This is a genomic window from Streptomyces sp. NPDC001604 (assembly GCF_042893475.1).
Lineage (GTDB): Bacteria > Actinomycetota > Actinomycetes > Streptomycetales > Streptomycetaceae > Streptomyces.
In genome coordinates, this window is sequence record NZ_JBIAUY010000005.1 from 503,252 (window position 1) to 519,956 (window position 16,705).

Sequence of the window (16,705 nt, forward strand, 5' to 3'; positions counted from 1 at the left end):
TGGGGTGACCCCCAGACTCCCTTACTTCTCGATGATCGCGAGCACGTCGCGAGCCGAGAGGACGAGGTACTCCTCGCCGTTGTACTTCACCTCGGTGCCGCCGTACTTGCTGTACAGCACGATGTCGCCGGTCTTGACGTCGAGCGGCAGGCGCTCGCCGTTCTCGAAGCGGCCCGGGCCCACGGCGAGGACGACGCCCTCCTGGGGCTTCTCCTTCGCGGTGTCCGGGATGACCAGGCCAGAGGCCGTGGTCTGCTCGGCGTCGAGCGGCTGGACCACGATGCGGTCCTCGAGCGGCTTGATGGCAACCTTGGAGCTGGCGGTCGTCACGATCCGACCTCCCCCTTCGGAGATCTCACGGGGTTAACTGTCTGAGGTGGCGACCAGGTGGATCCGTCGTCGCGGGTGCCGGACCTGCCCGTCGCGTTGTTGGCACTCTCCAGTGGGGAGTGCCAGAGCCGAGACTATGACCGCGATTAGCACTCGGTCAAGCGGAGTGCCAATGCCCGCGGCGCGTCGGCGGGGTTTTCGGTTGACCGGGGGCTCGGTGAACGCCCCGGGGCTGCCGCCCCCAGCCCCCCGCTTCGGCCTGAACGGCCTCGTCCTCAAACGCCGGACGGGCTGAAACACCGCGACCGGCGCTGATGGGAAGTCAGCGGCCCTGGAACCAGACGCAGTCCTCCGGCCGGCGTAGGGCAGGCCGCCCAGGGCGGGGTGGTCGAGGGTGTGCTCGGCGTCGCCCGAGGTGGCTTCGGGGCGGGCGGCAGCGGGGCGGTGAGGCCCCAGTGGCGGTACGGCCGCCGGGGTGTTCCGGCGGCCGTACACGCTGGGCCGCCTTCTCGCCCAGCCGTTCGATGGGGTCGACGGACTGGGCGCACCCGGTGAGGAGCGCGCACGCCAGGACGGCGGCCACCAGTCCCCGGAGGCTCACAGGTAGTCCTCCAGGCGGGCCACCGCGTATCCCTCGGCCGTGACCCTGTTCAGGAAGCGGCGCATGTCGTCGACCATCGTGCCGTCCCATTCGTCACGGCCGCGGAAGTGGGTGAGCACGATGTCTCCGGGGTGCAGGTCCCGGTCGTCCTCGCGGTACTCCCAGTGGTCGACGAAGACCTCCTCGTCCCAGATGGGCGCGTACTTGATGCCACAGGACCTGGCGGCCATCAGGGTGTCCTGGTTGTAGTCGCCGAAGGGCGGGCGGAAGACGGTCGGGGCCTTGCCGAACTGCCTCTTCATGACCTTCTGCATCCCGCAGATCTCGTGCTTCTGCTCCCGGTACGACAGGCCCGGGAGGTAGGGATGGGTGAGGGTGTGGTTGTTGAGCGTCACCCCCTCGGACTGCATCCGGCGGAAGTAGGCGTAGTCGTCCCTCACCGCGAAGTCGCTGAGGAAGGCGGAGTACGGGATCTTCAGGTCGCTCATCATCCGCAGGAACGCCGGGTCCTTCTCGGCGCCGTCGTCGATGGTCAGGAAGACGACCTTCTGCCTGGTCGGGACGGTCGTGAAGACGGGCGGGAGGTTCAGTTCCTCCTGGCCGTCCACCTCGAAGCCCTTGCGTGCCCTGATCCTCGGCTTCTTCGCGGGCGGCGGCGGAGCCGCCAGCGGAACCCTCGCCAGGTCCCAGTGGCGCGCCGCGGCGGCGCGGGCGAGGTACGCGGAGTGCAGCTTCGTGGCGTACGAGTCGAGGGCGCGGGCCGGGGGCGCATGCAGGGGCGGCTCCTGGCCGGGGGCGGGGTGCACCGGGGGGCCGCCGAACTGGGCACAGCCCGAGGCGATGGCCGCGACGGCGAGCACGGCGATCCCACCGCGGACCCATGTCACTCCGTAAGCGCGATTTTTATCGTTTTGTACTACTGCTCGCATGGTGCCGGATCATCGCAGGCCACCGTCGGGATCCCGGCCCGCCACGCGGCGGGAGGCGTACCGTCCACCGACTGGCCCACAATGGGCCGGTGAACGACCTCGCCGACCTGCTCACCCCCGAAGGCCGCGCCCTCCTCGACGAGGTGCGCGGCACGGCCCCTGCCGACGAGCTCGCCGTCGCCACCCGGCTGCGCCGCGACCACCCCGCCGAGCTGGTGTCGGCGGCGCTCGGGCAGGCGCGGCTGCGGCAGCGGGCGGCGGCCAAGTTCGGCGCCGAGGACGCGGAGCGGATGTTCTTCACGCCGAACGGGGTGGAGCAGTCGACGCGGGCGAGTGTCGCCGCCTACCGGGCCGAACGGCTGAAGGCGCTGGGGGTCACCTCGCTCGCCGACCTGTGCTGCGGGATCGGCGGCGATGCCATCGCGCTGGCCCGGGCCGGGATCCGGGTGCTGGCCGTGGACCGGGATCCCGCGACGGCGGCCGTGGCGCGCGCGAACGCCGACGCGCTCGGGCTGGCCGAGCTGATCGAGGTGCGGGAGGCGGACGTCACGGAGGTGGACACGGCCGGCTACGACGCCGTGTTCGTCGACCCGGCCCGGCGTGGCGGGCGCGGCCGCATCTTCGACCCGGAGGCCTACTCGCCGCCCCTGTCGTGGGCCGTCGAGGCCGCCCGCAAGGCGTCCCGCGCCGCCGCGCTGAAGGTCGCACCCGGCATTCCGCACGAGGCCGTGCCCGCCGACGCCGAGGCCGAGTGGATCTCGGACGCCGGGGATGTGAAAGAGGCCGTGCTGTGGTTCGGGACGGATCCGGGGGCGGTCCGGGCGACACTGCTCCCGGGACCGCGCACGCTGCTCGGGAAGGGACTGCCAAACCCTCAGGTCCGGCCCGTCGGGCGGTACCTGTACGAACCCGACGGCGCCGTCATCCGGGCCCATCTGGTCGCCGAGGTGGCCGAGCAGCTGGACGGCGGGCTGGTCGACGCGACCATCGCGTACATCACCGCCGACGGGTTGCGGCCGACGCCGTATGCCGGCTCGTACGAGATCACCGATCAACTCCCCTTCAACGTCAAGAAGTTGAAGGCGCTGCTGCGGGAGCGCGGGGTCGGGACGCTGACCGTGAAGAAGCGGGGGTCCGCCGTCGAGCCGGAGGAGCTGCGGAGGAAAGTGAAGCCGCAGGGGCCGAACGAGGCGACCGTGTTCCTCACCCGTGTCGCAGGGGCGCCGACCATGCTCGTCGGGCACCCCGCCTGATCAGGACGGATCGGCCGCACGGCGCAGCAGCAGCTCCCGCTCCCGTTCGTTGCGCGCGAGTCCCGCCGCCCGGACGAACTCCTCGCGCGCCTCGTCGGTCCGCCCGAGCCGTGCCAGCAGGTCGCCGCGGACGCTGGGCAGCAGGTGGTAGTCGCGCAGCGCGGGTTCGGCGGCGAGTGCGTCGACGATCGCCAGCCCCTGCGCCGGACCCTCCGCCATCGACACGGCGACCGCGCGGTTGAGTTCGACGACCGGGGACGGGGCGCGGGCGGCGAGCAGGCCGTACAGCGTCGCGATGCTCTTCCAGTCGGTCTCCTCGTAGGTGTACGCGTGCGCGTGGCAGGCGGCGATGGCGGCTTGGAGGGCGTACGGGCCAGGGGCGCCGGTGGCCGTGGCGTCGGCGCGGTGGAGGGCCGTGATGCCGCGGGCGATGAGCATGCGGTTCCAGCGGCGGCGGTTCTGGTCCTTGAGGAGGACGGGCTCGCCGTCCGGGCCGGTGCGGGCGGCCGCGCGGGACGCCTGGAACTCCAGGAGGGAGGTCAGGGCGTGCACCTCGGGCTCCTTGGGCATCAGCCCGGACAGCACGCGCGCCAGGCGCAGCGCGTCCTCGCAGAGCGCGGGACGCAGCCAGTCGTCGCCGGCCGTCGCCGCGTAACCCTCGTTGAAGATCAGGTAGATGACGTCCAGGACGGAACCGAGCCGGGCCTCGCGTTCGGGGCCGTAGGGCACCTCGAAGGCGATGTTCCTGGTGGCGAGGGTCTTCTTGGCGCGGACGATGCGCTGGGCGACCGTGGGCTCCGGGGTGAGGAACGCGCGGGCGATCTCGGCCGTCGTCAGGCCGCCGAGGAGGCGCAGGGTCAGGGCGATGCGGGCCTCGGCGGACAGGACCGGGTGGCAGGCGGTGAAGACCAGGCGGAGCAGGTCGTCGTCGATGTCGTCGGGGTCGGCGGGCTCCTCGGGCGGAGCGGTGGTGTCGAGGGTGCGGCCGATCTCCTGCAGCTTGCGGGCGTAGTTCTCGCGGCGCCGGATCAGGTCCACGGCGCGGTGGCGGGCGGTGGCCATGAGCCAGGCGCCCGGGTTGTCGGGCACGCCGTCGCGCGGCCACTGCTCCAGGGCGGCGACCAGGGCGTCCTGGGCGAGCTCCTCGGCGATGCCGACGTCGCGGACGAGACGGGCGACGGCGGCGATGATGCGCGGGGATTCGAGACGGAAGACGGTCTCGATGGCGTGGCCGGGGTCGGCGGCGGTGGCGTGCGGGGCGGTGGGCTGTGGTTCCACAGCCCACCATGCAACACCCCCGGCGCCCTCAGGCCAAGGAATGATCAGCCCTCGGCGATCTCCCGCACCTCGCAGGTCACCGTCCAGTGCTCCTCGTGCACCTTCAGGAACCGCTTGGTCCATTCCAGTGCCTCGGCCTTGTCCTTGCACTGCATGATCGCGTAGCCGCCGATGACCTCCTTGGACTCGGTGAAGGGGCCGTCGGTGACGGAGATCTGCCCGCCCTCCCAGTGCACGCGGGTGCCCTGGGCGGAGGGGGTCAGCCCGGCCGTGTCGAGCATGACCCCGGCCTTGGTGATCTCCTCGATCAGCTCGCCCATGCGCTGCATCAGCTCGGGGCTGGGGCCCTCCGCGGGCACGGTCTTCTCGTCGAGCTTCACGAGTGACAGGTAACGCGGCATGGTGACTCCTCGGTCGCTACGGGGCCGGTCCTTCCCGGCCTCTCACCAGTGCGTCGATCGGGAGAGGCCGGGATCGACAGACCCCGCGGATTTCTTCGGAGATTTTTCCCGGCCCCTCAGGCGTGGGCCTGACCTGCTACGACAGCGAGCCGCCGAACGACGCCCTGTCGATCGGCGCCCCGACCGTCCGGGGACCGAAGGTGAACGCCGCGTCCGTCACGATGCCTGCCGGACGCGCCCGAAGCGACCAGACCGCGCCTTCACCGGTGTTCGCGCCTTCCGGCCTGTTCTCGCCGGCCGCCGCCGCCGCGAGATCCGCGTAGCCGTTGTCGTTGATGTCGAGGAGGCTGACCGCGTTGCCGAAGTTGTCGCTCGCCTCGGCGGCACCGGGAACGCCGTCGGTGTCCTGGCTGAAGCCCTGGGCGCCGGTGCCGGTCAGACCGTCGCGGCCGCCGTAGAGGACGTCGACCATGCCCGCCCCGGTCTTGTCGCCGAGCTTCTCGCCGGGCGCGCCCACGGCCACGTCGGCGAAGCCGTCGCCGTTGACGTCACCGGCGGACACCGCGTAGCCGAAGCGGTCCTCCTCCTCCTTGCCGCCGGGGACTCCTTCGGTGTCCTGGCTGTACGACTTCCAGGTCGAAGCCGGCTTCAGACCGGAGGCCGAGCCTAGGGCCACGGTGACCGTGGAGTCGTTCGGGACGCCCCGGACGACGTCGTCGAAGCCGTCCCCGTTGACGTCGCCGAAGGCCACCTGGCCGCTGCCCTCGGGGGAGGCGGCATACGTGAAGGCGCCTCCGGAGGGGTTGGCCAGGTAGAGCTGGGAACCGATGCCGCCGTCGCCGGTGTAGACGGTCAGCGCGAGGTCGTCGCGGCCGTCGCCGTTGACGTCCCCGGCGGCCGCGTACATCACGTCGAAGGGCTCCACCCTGGTCGAGCCGAAGTCCTGCGTGGCGGTCGGCTTCCCGGTCCTGGAGATCGGGCCGCGCCAGACGGTGGCCTCGGTGCCGAGCGGGTCGTCGCCCGGGGCGCGCCCGCCGCGGAACAGGACCAGGTCCTGCTTGCCGTCGCCGTCGAAGTCACCGGCCTGGGTGGTCGCGGCGGGCACGGAAACCCCGCCGGACAGGCCGTTGTGGCCGCCCCAGACGACGACCGCGTCCCGGGTCGAGGAGGCCTGCCCGATGATCAGGTCGGTGTGCCCGTCGCCGTCCAGGTCCCCCGTGGACAGCTGGTAGCCGAAGTTCTCGCCCGCGGCGGGATCGCCCGGGATTCCGCTGGTGGAGCGGCTGATGACGGTGCGGTGGTCCTTGGTCAGGCCGTGCGGGCCGCCGTACATGACGGTGACGTAGCCCGCCCCCCGCTTGCCGCCGATGGTGGCGATCGGGGCGCCGACGGCGAGGTCCTTGTAGCCGTCGCCGTTGAAGTCGTCCTTGACGCTGTGGACGGACTGCGGGGCGGCCGCGGCGCTGCCGGCGAGGGCGGGGATCCCGCCGAGCGCGAGTAATCCGGCGATCAGCGGTACGGACCAAGCTTTGTACGAACGCGAGTTGGACATCAGTGTTCCCCCGTGGTTACTGCTGTGTGGTCAGTGCAACAGACACCACTGGGCGCCCGCTGGTTGCAGCAGTCGTCCAGTTTTTCGGTGAACACGTCAGGGAGAGTTCAGCGGAGCGACTCCCAGAGTTCGCTCGCCGCAGGCTCCTTCGCCACCACCCGGTTGGGGTCCGAGGGCGCGGTCACCACCGGCATCATCACCGTCTTCACCCGGTCCGCGGACAGGCCCCTCAGGCTCTCGCCGAGTCTCACCAGTTCGCTCAGCGAGTCCAGACCGGTGTCGGTGGTCAGGCTGCTGGTCACCGCCTCGGCCACCGTGTACAGCTTGGCGGGGTCGGTGAACAGGTTCGTCGAGGAGATCTGTTCCAGCAGCGCCTTCACCAGCTTCTGCTGCAGGCCTATCCGGCCCAGGTCGCTGCCGTCGCCTATGCCGTGCCGGGTGCGGGCGAGGGCGAGGGCCTGCTTGCCGTTCAGGGTGTGGGTGCCCGCCTTCAGGTGGAGGTGGCTGTCGTCGTCGTCGATGTCCTGGTCGGTGGTCACGGTGACGCCGCCGAGCGCGTTCACCAGCCTCGCGAAGCCAGAGAAGTCGATCTCGATGTAGTGGTCCATGCGGACGTTCGTGATCGACTCGACCGTCTTCACGGCGCACACCGCGCCGCCCACCGAATAGGCGCTGTTGAACATCGTGTGGTACGCCACCGCCGTCGAACCGCCGGACTTCAGCGGGCAGGACGGACGCGTGACGAGCGTGTCGCGCGGGATGCTGGCGACGGTCGCCTTCTTCCGGCCCGCGTCGATGTGCACGACCATCGCCGTGTCGGAGCGGGCGCCGGAGCTGTCGCCCCCGCCGAGTGCCTTGTTCTCCTTGCCGCTGCGCGAGTCCGAGCCCAGCACCAGGATGTTCAGGGAGCCGGTCGGCAGGGGCGATGCGGACGGGGAGGGTGTGATCACCGCCTTCGCGGGGCGGTCGTCGCCGAGCGCCTGGTCGATGTCGACGCTCTTGATGTTGTGGTCGAGATGCCAGTACGTCCAGCCCGCCGCACCCGCGCCCAGCACCAGCAGGCCCGCCATGGTGAGGCCGGCGATCTTCAGTGCCTTCGACCGCCGGCCCCTTGGTCTGCCCGCGTCTGCGCTGTCATCGAGTCCCGTCACGGACAGGAACGTAAGTCCGAATTATTAGGGGATTGTTAGTGACGACGGCGTGAAACGGTTTTCTTCGGAAATTCTCACGCTCAACCCAGCGTCACCGTCGGCACCGGATTGCTGCCGCTCCAGGACCCGTTGAACCCGAAGCTCACCGAACCGCCGTCCGGCACAGAGCCGTTGTAGGAGGCGTTCGTGCACGTGACCGCCGTACCGGACTGACTGCAGGTGGCGTTCCAGGCCTGGGTGATCCGCTGGCCCGCGCCGAACGTCCAGTTCGCCTTCCAGGACGACAGCGAGGCGCCCGAGCAGGCGATCGTCACCTGGCCGGTGAACCCGGTGTCCCACTGGCTGGTCACGCTGTACGTCGCCGTGCAGGCACCGGTGGGCGGCGGGGTCGTCGTACCGCCGAGCGCCTCCGCGATCGCGTGGTACGCCGGTTTCGGCGCGTAGTTCTCGTCGTACGGCGTCGCCGCCCCGTACCCCGGGAAGGTGCTCGGCACCCAGGAGTCGGAGTCGGCGAAGCCCCAGACGGTGACGCCCGCGCACCGGGTGACGGCCACGCAGGCGCTCAGCACCGACTTGTAGTCGGCGGCCTGCTGCGCGAGCTTCGCGCTGTCCGCCGGGAGCGCCATGCGCACGTCCAGCTCGGTGATGGACACGTCGACGCCGAGGTCGGCGAAGCGCTGGATGTTCTGCTGCAGGGACGAGGGCACCTGACCGAGGATCAGATGCGCCTGCAGGCCCACGCCGTCGATCGGGACGCCACGGCTCTTGAGGTCCTTCACCAGGTTGTACAGGGCGGTCGACTTCGCGTTGACGCCCTCGACGTTGTAGTCGTTGATGTACAGCTTGGCGGCAGGGTCGGCTGCGTGTGCCCAGGTCAGGGCGTTGGCGATGTAGTCGGCGCCGAGCTTGTCGTACCAGAGGTCCGAGCGGTAGGTGCCGTCCTCGTTGAAGGGTTCGTTGATCACGTCCCAGGCGGTGATCTTTCCCTTGTAGCGGCCGACCTCGGTGGTGATGTGGTTCTGGAGGAGGCTGCTGAGCTGGGCCGCCGTCCAGTTGCCGTTGGTCAGCCAGCTCGGGTTCTGGTTGTGCCAGACCAGGGTGTGGCCGCGCACCTGCTGGTTGTGGGCCTGCGCGAAGGCGACGATCTGGTCGGCCTCCGTCCAGTCGAAACTGCCCCGGCTCGGCTCGACCGAGCCCCACTTCATGGCGTTTCCGGGGGTCAGCGAGTTGAACTGCGCCCCGGCGAGGTCGTCGTACGTCCCGGTGAGCTTGGAGCCGGTCACCGCCGTGCCGATGACCTTGCCCTTGGCGGCGGCGAGGTCGCGCAGGGGGGTGTCGGCGGCGTGCGCCGCGGGCGCCGTGAACAGCAGAGCGGCGCCGGTGGCGAGAGCCGCCAGGAATGAGCCTGTTCTCAGAGATGTGCTCGGAGATGTTCTCAGAGATCTCATCGCGGGTGCCTCCGAAAGTTTCGGTCATGCAACCGATTGGCTTCGGAGGAGTGTCGTGGCGGCCGTACCACCCGTCAATACGTCAACTTCCGGCCACCCGAGGCACGTACGTCACGCCGGTGGCGGCGCCGTGCTGCTGCGCACCACCAGGCTGGTCGCCAGTTCCACCCGGGTGGCCGCCGGCGCCTGGTCCTCCCGCCCCAGGTCGAGGACGAGCCTGGCCGCCGCCTCCGCCATCTCCGTCAGCGGCTGCCGTACGGAGGTCAGCGGCGGCCCCACCCAGCGCGCGACGGGCAGATCGTCGAAGCCGACCACGCTCAGGTCCTCGGGGATGCGCAGGCCCAGTTCGCGCGCGGCCTCGTACAGGCCGAGCGCCTGGAGGTCGTTGAGCGCGAAGACCGCGGTGGGCCGGTCCGGGCGGCGCAGCAGTTCCAGGCCCTGCCGGTAGCCGGCCTCGTGGTGGAAGTCGCCGGTCGCGATCAGCGCCGGGTCGACCGGGAGGCCCGCGGTCTCCAGTGCGGCCCGGTAGCCGTCGACGCGGGCACGGCTGCACATCATGCGGGACGGTCCCGTGATGGCGCCGATGCGGGTGTGGCCGAGTTCGATCAGGTGCCGGGTGGCGGCGAGACCGCCCTGCCAGTTGGTCGCGCCGATCGAGGGGACGTCGACGCCGGGGTCGCCGGCCGGGTCCATCACCACGAACGGGATGGAGCGGCTGGTCAGCAGCGCCCGCTGGGACTCGTCGAGGCCGGACAGCACCAGGATCACGCCGTGCGGTCGGCGGGCGGCGACCTGGTCCGCCCAGGTCCGCCCGGGCGTCAGCCGCCCGGCGCTCTCGCTCAGCACCACGCTGAGGCCCGCGTCCCGGGCCACGTTCTCCACGCCCCGGATGACCTCCATCGCCCACGCGCTCTCCAGCTCGTGGAAGACCAGGTCGATCAGGGGCGAGCGGCTCGCCTCGGCGCGCCTGCGCCGGTAGCCGTGGGCGCGCAGCAGTTCCTCGACGCGGCCGCGGGTGGCCGGGGCCACGTCCGCGCGGCCGTTGAGGACCTTCGAAACAGTCGGCGCGGACACGCCGGCCTCGCGGGCGATCTCGGCGAGCGTCGCGGTCTGTGCCGACCGGCCCGCTGTCGGGGTTGTCGTCCGCGTTTCAACGGGCTCCGGGGGTGTCATGGCGGCGATCGTATCCCTGCAGGACCTCTTGACGAAGCCTTCGGAGCGGCCTAGGTTCCCGGAACATTCGATATACACAACGAAACATTCGTCCATAGACTTTGCCAGCGTTCGTGAGAGGGCCCCACCCACTCGACCAGAGCAGGAGTTTCATGACCACCGCCCCCTGGCGTGACCCCGCCCTGCCCGCCGCCGCCCGCGTCGACGACCTCCTCTCCCGGATGACCCTCGAGGAGAAGACCGCCCAGCTGTACGGCGTGTGGGTGGGCGCCGCCACGGACGGCGACGGAGTCGCCCCCCTGCAGAGCGAGATGACCGCCGACTACGACTGGGACGAGCTGATCACCCATGGCCTGGGCCAGCTCACCCGCTCCTACGGCACCGCCCCCGTGGACCCGGCGCTGGGCGCGCAGGCACTGGCCCGCGCCCAGCGCCGTATCGCCGAGGCGGGCCGGTTCGGGATCCCGGCCGTGGCGCACGAGGAGTGTCTGGCCGGGTTCACGGCCTGGGGCGCCACCGCCTACCCCGTCCCGCTGGCCTGGGGCGCGAGCTTCGATCCGCCGCTGGTCGAGGAGATGGCCCGCGCCATCGGCGGCGACCTGCGCACGGCCGGCGTGCACCAGGGCCTCGCCCCGGTCCTGGACGTCGTACGCGACCCGCGCTGGGGACGGGTCGAGGAGACGATCGGCGAGGACCCGTACCTGGTGGGCACGATCGGGGCGGCCTATGTGCGCGGCCTGGAGTCCGCCGGGATCGTAGCCACGCTCAAGCACTTCGCCGGCTACGCCTCCTCGGCGGGCGCCCGCAATCTCGCCCCCGTGCGGGCCGGCATCCGTGAGTTCGCGGACGTGACCCTGCCGCCGTTCGAGCTGGCGCTGCGCGAGGGCGGTGCCCGCTCGGTGATGGCGGCGTACACCGACACGGACGGCATCCCGGCCTCCGCGGACCCGTCCCTGCTGACCGAACTCCTGCGCGAGGACTGGGGGTTCACCGGCACGGTGGTCGCGGACTACTTCGGCATCGGCTTCCTGGAGACCCTGCACCGGGTGGCGGGCTCCCCCGCCGAGGCGGCGCACGCGGCGCTGGCGGCCGGCATCGACGTGGAGCTGCCGACACTCAAGTGCTACGGAAAACCGCTGCTGGAGGCGGTACGGGCGGGCGCGGTACCGGAGTCGCTGGTGGACCGCGCGGCCCGCCGGGTGCTGCTGCAGAAGTGCGAGCTGGGCCTCCTGGACGAGGACTGGGACCCCGAGCCCGCCGCCGTGATCGACCTGGACTCGGCGGCGAACCGGGCCCTGGCCCGCCGTCTCGCCGAGGAGTCGGTGGTGCTCCTGGACAACCCGTCCGGGGTCCTTCCCCTCCCGCCCGACACCCGTGTCGCGGTGGTCGGTCCGCGCGCGGCCGACGCGCTGGCGATGCTCGGCTGCTACTCCTTCCCGTCCCACGTCCTGGCCCACCACCCCGACGTTCCCATGGGCGTGGAGATCCCGACCGTCCTGGAGGCGCTGCGGGCCGAACTCCCGGACGCCAAGGTGACGTTCGCCCAGGGCTGCGACACCTCGGACCCGGACCTGTCGGGGATCGAGGAGGCGGTGGCGCGGACCGCCGAGGCCGACGTGTGCGTGGCGGTCCTCGGCGACCGGGCGGGCCTGTTCGGCCGGGGCACCTCGGGCGAGGGCTGCGATGTGACGGACCTCCGGCTCCCGGGCGTGCAGGGCGACTTGCTGGACGCGCTGGTCGCCACCGGGGTGCCCGTGGTCCTCGTCCTGCTCACCGGCCGCCCGTACGCGCTGGGCCGCTGGGACGGCCGATTGGCCGCGGTGGTGCAGGCGTTCTTCCCCGGGGAGGAGGGCGGCCCGGCGGTGGCGGGAGTGCTGTCGGGCCGCGTCAACCCCTCCGGCCGCCTCCCGGTGAGCGTCCCGCGGCTCCCCGGAGGCCAGCCGTGGACGTACCTCCAGCCCCCGCTGGGTCTCGCGGGCGAGGTCAGCAACCTCGACCCGACCCCGCTGTACCCCTTCGGCCACGGCCGCTCGTACACGACGTTCGCGTGGGAGTCCGAGTCCGCCGGGGCGGAGATCGACACGGACGGCTCCTATGACGTGACGGTCACGGTCCGCAACATGGGCGAGCGGGCGGGCGCGGAGGTCGTCCAGCTGTACCTGCACGACCCGGTGGCCTCGGTGACCCGCCCGGACGTACGCCTCATCGGCTACCGGCGGCTGGAGCTGGACCCCGGCGAGTCGGCCGACGTCACCTTCTCCTTCCACGCCGACCTGTCGGCCTTCACCGACCGCTCGGGAGCCCGGGTGGTCGAACCCGGCGCCCTGGAACTGCGGTTGGCGGCATCGAGCGCGGACGTACGCCACACGGCCCGACTGAACGTGACGGGACCACTGCGTGTCCTCGGCCCCGACCGCCGCCTCCGCTGCGAGGCGCGGGTCCGCCGACCCTAGGGCGAGACACGTTGTCAGTGGGGCCGCATACATTCCGGCCATGAACGTCACGTCACTCCCGGAGTCGCTGCCACCGGGGCGGATCGTCGAGTCGTACGGCCGGTCCGGCATTCTCGTGTGGATGAGCGACGGCAAACTGCCCGACGCGGACGAGTGGTGGCGGCGGCTGTACGCCGACCGGTCACGGTCGGGCCTGTATCCCGTCCTGCCCGAATACACGGAGGACATGTACGGGTTCAACGTCGGGGGTGACGAACCGGTCGACGCCGCCGCGTACTTCCGGGATGTGTGGGAGCCGTCGTCCTGGCCGTCGTTCCCGGCGTGGCCGGGCCTGGCCGTTCCGGCGGCGGCCGGGGCCGACCCGGACGTGTGCGCCGGCGAGGAGGCGGCCGAGGTCGTGCGCGAGGACCGGGCCCGCTGCCTCGCACTGGTCCGGGCCGAACGGGGCTCGGACGTCCCGTCGGCGCTCAACTGGCCCGGCATGGGCAACCACATGGGCAAGGACGAACTGTCGGGAGTGCTGCGCTCCTGGGAGGACCGCTTCGGCGCCCGCCTCGTCGGCTTCGGCCACGCGGACCTCTACCTGTCGGCCGCCGTCCCGCCGAAGAACCTCCACGAGGCCCATGTCCTGGCCGCAGAGCACTATCTGGCCTGTCCCGACTGGTTCCACAACAACTTCGACGACTGGGAGGACACCTACCCGGCGGAGCTCCTGACCTCCCGGCAGTGGCGCTTCTGGTGGGACTGAGACCGGACGACCGGTCGAACCGCCCTTCACCAACCGCTCACACGTGTGGACGGCTGAAACAGGGGCGCTGGAACTACCGTGGGAACACCGACCGGCGACCGCCGCGAGACGGGGGTCTCGGGGGAGGCGGAACCGGTGCTTCGGAGGTGGGGGAACGATGGTCCGGTACGTGCATCACGAGTGGTGGGCCGCCTCGCTCGTCCTCGCCGGGATCGCCGGCGGCTGGGCGGCGGCGGTGGGCACGGACCAGAGCCCGCCGGTGCGGATCGGGGCCCTGGGCGTGCTGGTCGCCTTTGCGTTCGGCTTCCTCGTGGTGTCGACGCTGCTGCGGGCCTCCCGGCTCAAGTGGATCGGCCGGCTGCGGGAGTTCGAGGCGGCCGCGCTCGCGCCGGAGACCGAGGAGCGTCCCCACCGCGCCGCCTTCTCACCCCGCATGACCGGACTGTTGCTGCTGCCGGCCCTGTGCGTGTTCGTCATCCGGGACACCGGAATCGTGGTGGTCCTGCTGGCCGTCGGCCTGGACTGGCTCGGCAAGGCGGTGGCGGCCACGGGCTGGGAGCACAGCACCGGCCGACGCCTGTGGCTGGCCCCCGACCCCAGGGAACGGTGGCACCTCTCGTACTCACCCGCCGGAGCGGCGCCCAGCCACGGCTGAACAGACGGAGTCAGTCCTCCGCCACCGACTCGAACCGCCACCGGTGCACCGCACGGGACGTCAACTCCCGGCCCGGCTCTGGGAGTTCGGGCAGGTCGGCGTCGTACAGGGCGTCCCACCAGGTGATGACGAGGACACGGTCCTCAGGGCCGCGGAAGGTCTCACGGCGCAGCGGCCGGGCGGGCAGTTCCTGCGCCCGGGCCCAGGCGAGCAGTTCGGCTCCCCGGCCTTCGGCCGCCCGGGCCTCCCACATCAACGCGACGGTCATGAGTAGAGGTTGCCCCCGCCGGCCTCGTGGACGTGGTCGTGTCCGGGCACGTGGGGGTCGGTCACCGGCAGGGAGGAGTCCGCCGACAGGTCCCAGCTGGACGCGGACCGTCCCCGGGCCACCATCTCCGCGCCGAGCGCCGCCACCATCGCCCCGTTGTCGGTGCACAACTTCGGCCGCGGCACCCGCAGTTCGATCCCGGCCGCCTCGCAGCGGTGCCGGGCCAGCTCACGCAGCCGGGAGTTGGCGGCCACACCGCCGCCGATCATCAGATGCCCGACGCCCTCGTCCTTGCAGGCCCGTACGGCCTTGCGGGTCAGCACGTCGACGACCGCCTCCTGGAAGGAGGCCGCCACGTCCCGCACCGGGACCTCCTCGCCCGCCGCCCGCTTGGCCTCGATCCAGCGGGCCACGGCGGTCTTCAGCCCGGAGAAGGAGAAGTCGTACGCGGGGTCGCGCGGGCCGGTCAGCCCGCGCGGGAACGCGATCGCCGAGGGGTCGCCCTCGCGTGCGTAGCGGTCGATGACCGGGCCGCCGGGGAAGCCGAGGTTCAGCACCCGGGCGATCTTGTCGAAGGCCTCGCCGGCCGCGTCGTCGATGGTCGCGCCCAGGGGGCGTACGTCCGAGGTGATGTCCGTCGACAGCAGCAGCGAGCTGTGCCCTCCGGACACCAGCAGCGCCATCGTCGGCTCGGGCAGTGCGCCGTGCTCCAGCTGGTCCACGCAGATGTGGGAGGCGAGGTGGTTGACGCCGTAGAGGGGCTTGCCCAGCGCGTACGCGTACGCCTTCGCCGCCGACACGCCGACCAGCAGGGCGCCGGCCAGACCGGGACCGGCGGTGACCGCGATGCCGTCCAGGTCCCTCGCGCTCACCCCCGCCTCCTTCAGCGCGCGGTCGATGGTCGGCACCATCGCCTCCAGGTGCGCCCGGGAGGCGACCTCCGGGACGACGCCGCCGAAGCGGGCGTGCTCGTCGACGCTGGAGGCGACGGCGTCGGCCAACAGGGTGGTGCCGCGGACGATGCCGACGCCGGTCTCGTCGCAGGAGGTCTCAATCCCCAGGACCAGGGGTTCGTCAGCCATGGATCTCGGTTTCTCGTTCGGAAGTCGGTCCCGCGGCGGGGCCGCTGTCGGATTGCGTGGTCAGCCGCATCACCAGGGCGTCCACATTGCCGGGCTGGTAGTAGCCGCGCCGGAAGCCGATGGCCTCGAAGCCGAAGCGCTCGTAGAGCTTCTGGGCGCGGATGTTGTCGATGCGGCACTCCAGCATCACTTCGGCGCACTCGAAGGCGGTGGCGGCCCGCAGCAGCTCGGCGAGGAGCCGTCCGCCGAGGCCGGTGCCCCACTGGTCGCGGGTGACGGCGATCGTCTGGATGTCGGCGAGGTCCCCGGAGGCGGCGAGGCCCGCGTATCCGACGACCCGCCCCTCGCCGTCCTCGGCGACGACATAGCGGCGGGTCGCCTCGGGGCCGCGGGCGTGGGCGAGTTCCGACCAGAACATGCCGCGGGACCAGGCGTCCTCGGGGAAGAGGTCCTTCTCCAGTTCGAGCACGCGGTCGATGTCCCACCAGCGCATCTCGCGCAGTCGAGAGGTCATGGGTTCGGTCACTTGGGGGTGACCACCTTGTAGTTCTTGGGGACCTGGGCGTCCGGGCGGCGCAGGTACAGCGGCCGGGCCTCGGGCAACTCCTCGCCCTCGGCCAGCCGCTCGGCGGCCAGACTCGCGAGCGCGGCGGCCGACACGTGCTCCGGTTCGTGCGTGTTCGGGAAGGTGTCCGGGTACAGCAGCGCGCCGGCGCCGACGGCGGGCAGGCCCGCCACCTGGTCGGCGATGTCGGCGGGCCGGTCGACGGCGGGGTCGGTCAGCCGGGTCCGGGAGTCCGCGTAGCGCGCCCAGTAGACCTCCTTGCGCCGGGCGTCGGTCGCCACGACGAAGGGGCCCTTGTCGATGTCGGCCGCGTACGCCAGACCGTCGAGCGTGCACACGCCGTGCACGGGGACACCGAGCGCGAGCCCGAAGGTGTCCGCGGTCATCAGGCCGACGCGCAGCCCGGTGTAGGGGCCGGGCCCGATGCCGACGACGATGCCGGTGACGGCGTCGAGCCCGATCCCGGCCTCGGCGAGCACCCGGTCGACGGCCGGCAGCAGCAGCTCACCGTGCCGGCGGGCGTCCACCTGGCTCGAGGAGGCGATGACGTCCGTGCCGTCGTGCAGGGCGACGGTCACGGCTGGGGTTGCGGTATCCAGAGCGAGCAAGAGCACGCAAACAGCCTACGGCTCCCGAGGCCCCTGTCGGACGCCCAGTCGCCCGCCCGGAGGGGCGGGCCCCCACGCCACCAAGGCGTTCCGCGCGAGCCTGTCCGAGCGCGGCGGACCGGGCGACCGCACAAAGGAGCCCGCACCGCCCTCCACAAGGCAGACGTGCGCAGGCCGCCACGGCTCCCGGACCCCGGCCCGTCCGCCCGG

Annotated in this window: 16 protein-coding genes; 4 read left to right on the plus strand and 12 right to left on the minus strand. The window is 71.8% G+C overall.

Annotation, left to right across the window (positions count from 1 at the left end):
- Nucleotides 1–21 precede the first annotated feature (21 nt).
- Nucleotides 22–330, minus strand: a complete 309-nt coding sequence (gene groES / locus ACFY1E_RS18220) for a co-chaperone GroES (protein WP_055493212.1) — start codon at nucleotides 328–330, stop codon at nucleotides 22–24.
- Between the two features lie 597 nt (nucleotides 331–927).
- Nucleotides 928–1,860, minus strand: a complete 933-nt coding sequence (locus tag ACFY1E_RS18225; RefSeq protein ID WP_389076868.1) for a polysaccharide deacetylase family protein — start codon at nucleotides 1,858–1,860, stop codon at nucleotides 928–930.
- 89 nt (nucleotides 1,861–1,949) lie between these two features.
- On the opposite strand from ACFY1E_RS18225, the gene ACFY1E_RS18230 reads away from it, so the two are divergent.
- Nucleotides 1,950–3,113, plus strand: coding sequence for a methyltransferase domain-containing protein (locus ACFY1E_RS18230; protein WP_389076870.1), 1,164 nt, complete (start codon nucleotides 1,950–1,952; stop codon nucleotides 3,111–3,113).
- On the opposite strand, the gene ACFY1E_RS18235 is transcribed toward ACFY1E_RS18230, so the two are convergent.
- The 6 genes from ACFY1E_RS18235 to ACFY1E_RS18260 form a co-directional block, all read right to left on the minus strand.
- Nucleotides 3,114–4,391 (minus strand): RNA polymerase sigma factor, encoded by a 1,278-nt coding sequence (locus ACFY1E_RS18235; RefSeq protein WP_389076871.1) that lies wholly within the window; start codon nucleotides 4,389–4,391, stop codon nucleotides 3,114–3,116.
- Between the two features lie 44 nt (nucleotides 4,392–4,435).
- Complete coding sequence (locus ACFY1E_RS18240; protein WP_389076873.1) at nucleotides 4,436–4,792, minus strand: YciI family protein; 357 nt, start codon at nucleotides 4,790–4,792, stop codon at nucleotides 4,436–4,438.
- Between the two features lie 136 nt (nucleotides 4,793–4,928).
- Nucleotides 4,929–6,344: an FG-GAP and VCBS repeat-containing protein gene (locus tag ACFY1E_RS18245; protein ID WP_389076875.1), complete on the minus strand. Its 1,416-nt coding sequence runs from the start codon at nucleotides 6,342–6,344 to the stop codon at nucleotides 4,929–4,931.
- A gap of 107 nt (nucleotides 6,345–6,451) precedes the next feature.
- Nucleotides 6,452–7,414: an LCP family protein gene (locus ACFY1E_RS18250; RefSeq protein ID WP_389076978.1), complete on the minus strand. Its 963-nt coding sequence runs from the start codon at nucleotides 7,412–7,414 to the stop codon at nucleotides 6,452–6,454.
- 161 nt (nucleotides 7,415–7,575) lie between these two features.
- Nucleotides 7,576–8,943: an endo-1,4-beta-xylanase gene (locus tag ACFY1E_RS18255; RefSeq protein ID WP_389076877.1), complete on the minus strand. Its 1,368-nt coding sequence runs from the start codon at nucleotides 8,941–8,943 to the stop codon at nucleotides 7,576–7,578.
- 111 nt (nucleotides 8,944–9,054) lie between these two features.
- A complete protein-coding gene (locus ACFY1E_RS18260; protein ID WP_389076878.1) occupies nucleotides 9,055–10,116 on the minus strand; it encodes a LacI family DNA-binding transcriptional regulator in 1,062 nt (353 codons plus the stop codon).
- Nucleotides 10,117–10,268: 152 nt separating this feature from the next.
- Between ACFY1E_RS18260 and ACFY1E_RS18265 the strand changes: the two genes are divergently transcribed.
- From ACFY1E_RS18265 to ACFY1E_RS18275, 3 genes are all read left to right on the plus strand, one after another.
- Nucleotides 10,269–12,569, plus strand: coding sequence for a glycoside hydrolase family 3 N-terminal domain-containing protein (locus ACFY1E_RS18265; protein WP_389076880.1), 2,301 nt, complete (start codon nucleotides 10,269–10,271; stop codon nucleotides 12,567–12,569).
- 40 nt (nucleotides 12,570–12,609) lie between these two features.
- Nucleotides 12,610–13,317, plus strand: coding sequence for a DUF4253 domain-containing protein (locus ACFY1E_RS18270; RefSeq protein ID WP_389076882.1), 708 nt, complete (start codon nucleotides 12,610–12,612; stop codon nucleotides 13,315–13,317).
- A 157-nt stretch (nucleotides 13,318–13,474) separates the two neighbouring features.
- Complete coding sequence (locus ACFY1E_RS18275; protein ID WP_389076885.1) at nucleotides 13,475–13,972, plus strand: hypothetical protein; 498 nt, start codon at nucleotides 13,475–13,477, stop codon at nucleotides 13,970–13,972.
- A gap of 10 nt (nucleotides 13,973–13,982) precedes the next feature.
- Here the strand turns inward: ACFY1E_RS18275 and ACFY1E_RS18280 are convergent, their stop codons facing one another.
- From ACFY1E_RS18280 to tsaB, 4 genes are read right to left on the minus strand one after another with little or no spacing between them, the layout of a single operon-like run.
- Complete coding sequence (locus ACFY1E_RS18280; protein ID WP_389076886.1) at nucleotides 13,983–14,240, minus strand: hypothetical protein; 258 nt, start codon at nucleotides 14,238–14,240, stop codon at nucleotides 13,983–13,985.
- On the minus strand, nucleotides 14,237–15,322 hold the full coding sequence (gene tsaD / locus ACFY1E_RS18285; protein ID WP_389076889.1) for a tRNA (adenosine(37)-N6)-threonylcarbamoyltransferase complex transferase subunit TsaD: 1,086 nt from the start codon (nucleotides 15,320–15,322) through the stop codon (nucleotides 14,237–14,239). The genes ACFY1E_RS18280 and tsaD overlap by 4 nt, the downstream gene beginning before the upstream one ends.
- Nucleotides 15,315–15,836: a ribosomal protein S18-alanine N-acetyltransferase gene (rimI, locus tag ACFY1E_RS18290; protein WP_389076980.1), complete on the minus strand. Its 522-nt coding sequence runs from the start codon at nucleotides 15,834–15,836 to the stop codon at nucleotides 15,315–15,317. Before rimI ends, tsaD begins: the two co-directional genes overlap by 8 nt.
- A gap of 8 nt (nucleotides 15,837–15,844) precedes the next feature.
- Nucleotides 15,845–16,501 (minus strand): tRNA (adenosine(37)-N6)-threonylcarbamoyltransferase complex dimerization subunit type 1 TsaB, encoded by a 657-nt coding sequence (tsaB, locus tag ACFY1E_RS18295; protein ID WP_389076891.1) that lies wholly within the window; start codon nucleotides 16,499–16,501, stop codon nucleotides 15,845–15,847.
- Nucleotides 16,502–16,705: the final 204 nt, after the last annotated feature.

Excerpts from the sequence above, each read along its gene's own strand:
- rimI (WP_389076980.1), bottom strand. The coding sequence starts at position 15,836 with ATGACCTCTCGACTGCGCGAGATGCGCTGGTGGGACATCGACCGCGTG.
- ACFY1E_RS18265 (WP_389076880.1), top strand. The coding sequence starts at position 10,269 with ATGACCACCGCCCCCTGGCGTGACCCCGCCCTGCCCGCCGCCGCCCGC.
- ACFY1E_RS18240 (WP_389076873.1), bottom strand. The coding sequence starts at position 4,792 with ATGCCGCGTTACCTGTCACTCGTGAAGCTCGACGAGAAGACCGTGCCC.
- tsaD (WP_389076889.1), bottom strand. The coding sequence starts at position 15,322 with ATGGCTGACGAACCCCTGGTCCTGGGGATTGAGACCTCCTGCGACGAG.
- ACFY1E_RS18270 (WP_389076882.1), top strand. The coding sequence starts at position 12,610 with ATGAACGTCACGTCACTCCCGGAGTCGCTGCCACCGGGGCGGATCGTC.
- ACFY1E_RS18275 (WP_389076885.1), top strand. The coding sequence starts at position 13,475 with ATGGTCCGGTACGTGCATCACGAGTGGTGGGCCGCCTCGCTCGTCCTC.
- ACFY1E_RS18250 (WP_389076978.1), bottom strand. The coding sequence starts at position 7,414 with ATGGCGGGCCTGCTGGTGCTGGGCGCGGGTGCGGCGGGCTGGACGTAC.
- ACFY1E_RS18245 (WP_389076875.1), bottom strand. The coding sequence starts at position 6,344 with ATGTCCAACTCGCGTTCGTACAAAGCTTGGTCCGTACCGCTGATCGCC.
- ACFY1E_RS18255 (WP_389076877.1), bottom strand. The coding sequence starts at position 8,943 with ATGAGATCTCTGAGAACATCTCCGAGCACATCTCTGAGAACAGGCTCA.
- ACFY1E_RS18260 (WP_389076878.1), bottom strand. The coding sequence starts at position 10,116 with ATGACACCCCCGGAGCCCGTTGAAACGCGGACGACAACCCCGACAGCG.
- ACFY1E_RS18225 (WP_389076868.1), bottom strand. The coding sequence starts at position 1,860 with ATGCGAGCAGTAGTACAAAACGATAAAAATCGCGCTTACGGAGTGACA.
- ACFY1E_RS18280 (WP_389076886.1), bottom strand. The coding sequence starts at position 14,240 with ATGACCGTCGCGTTGATGTGGGAGGCCCGGGCGGCCGAAGGCCGGGGA.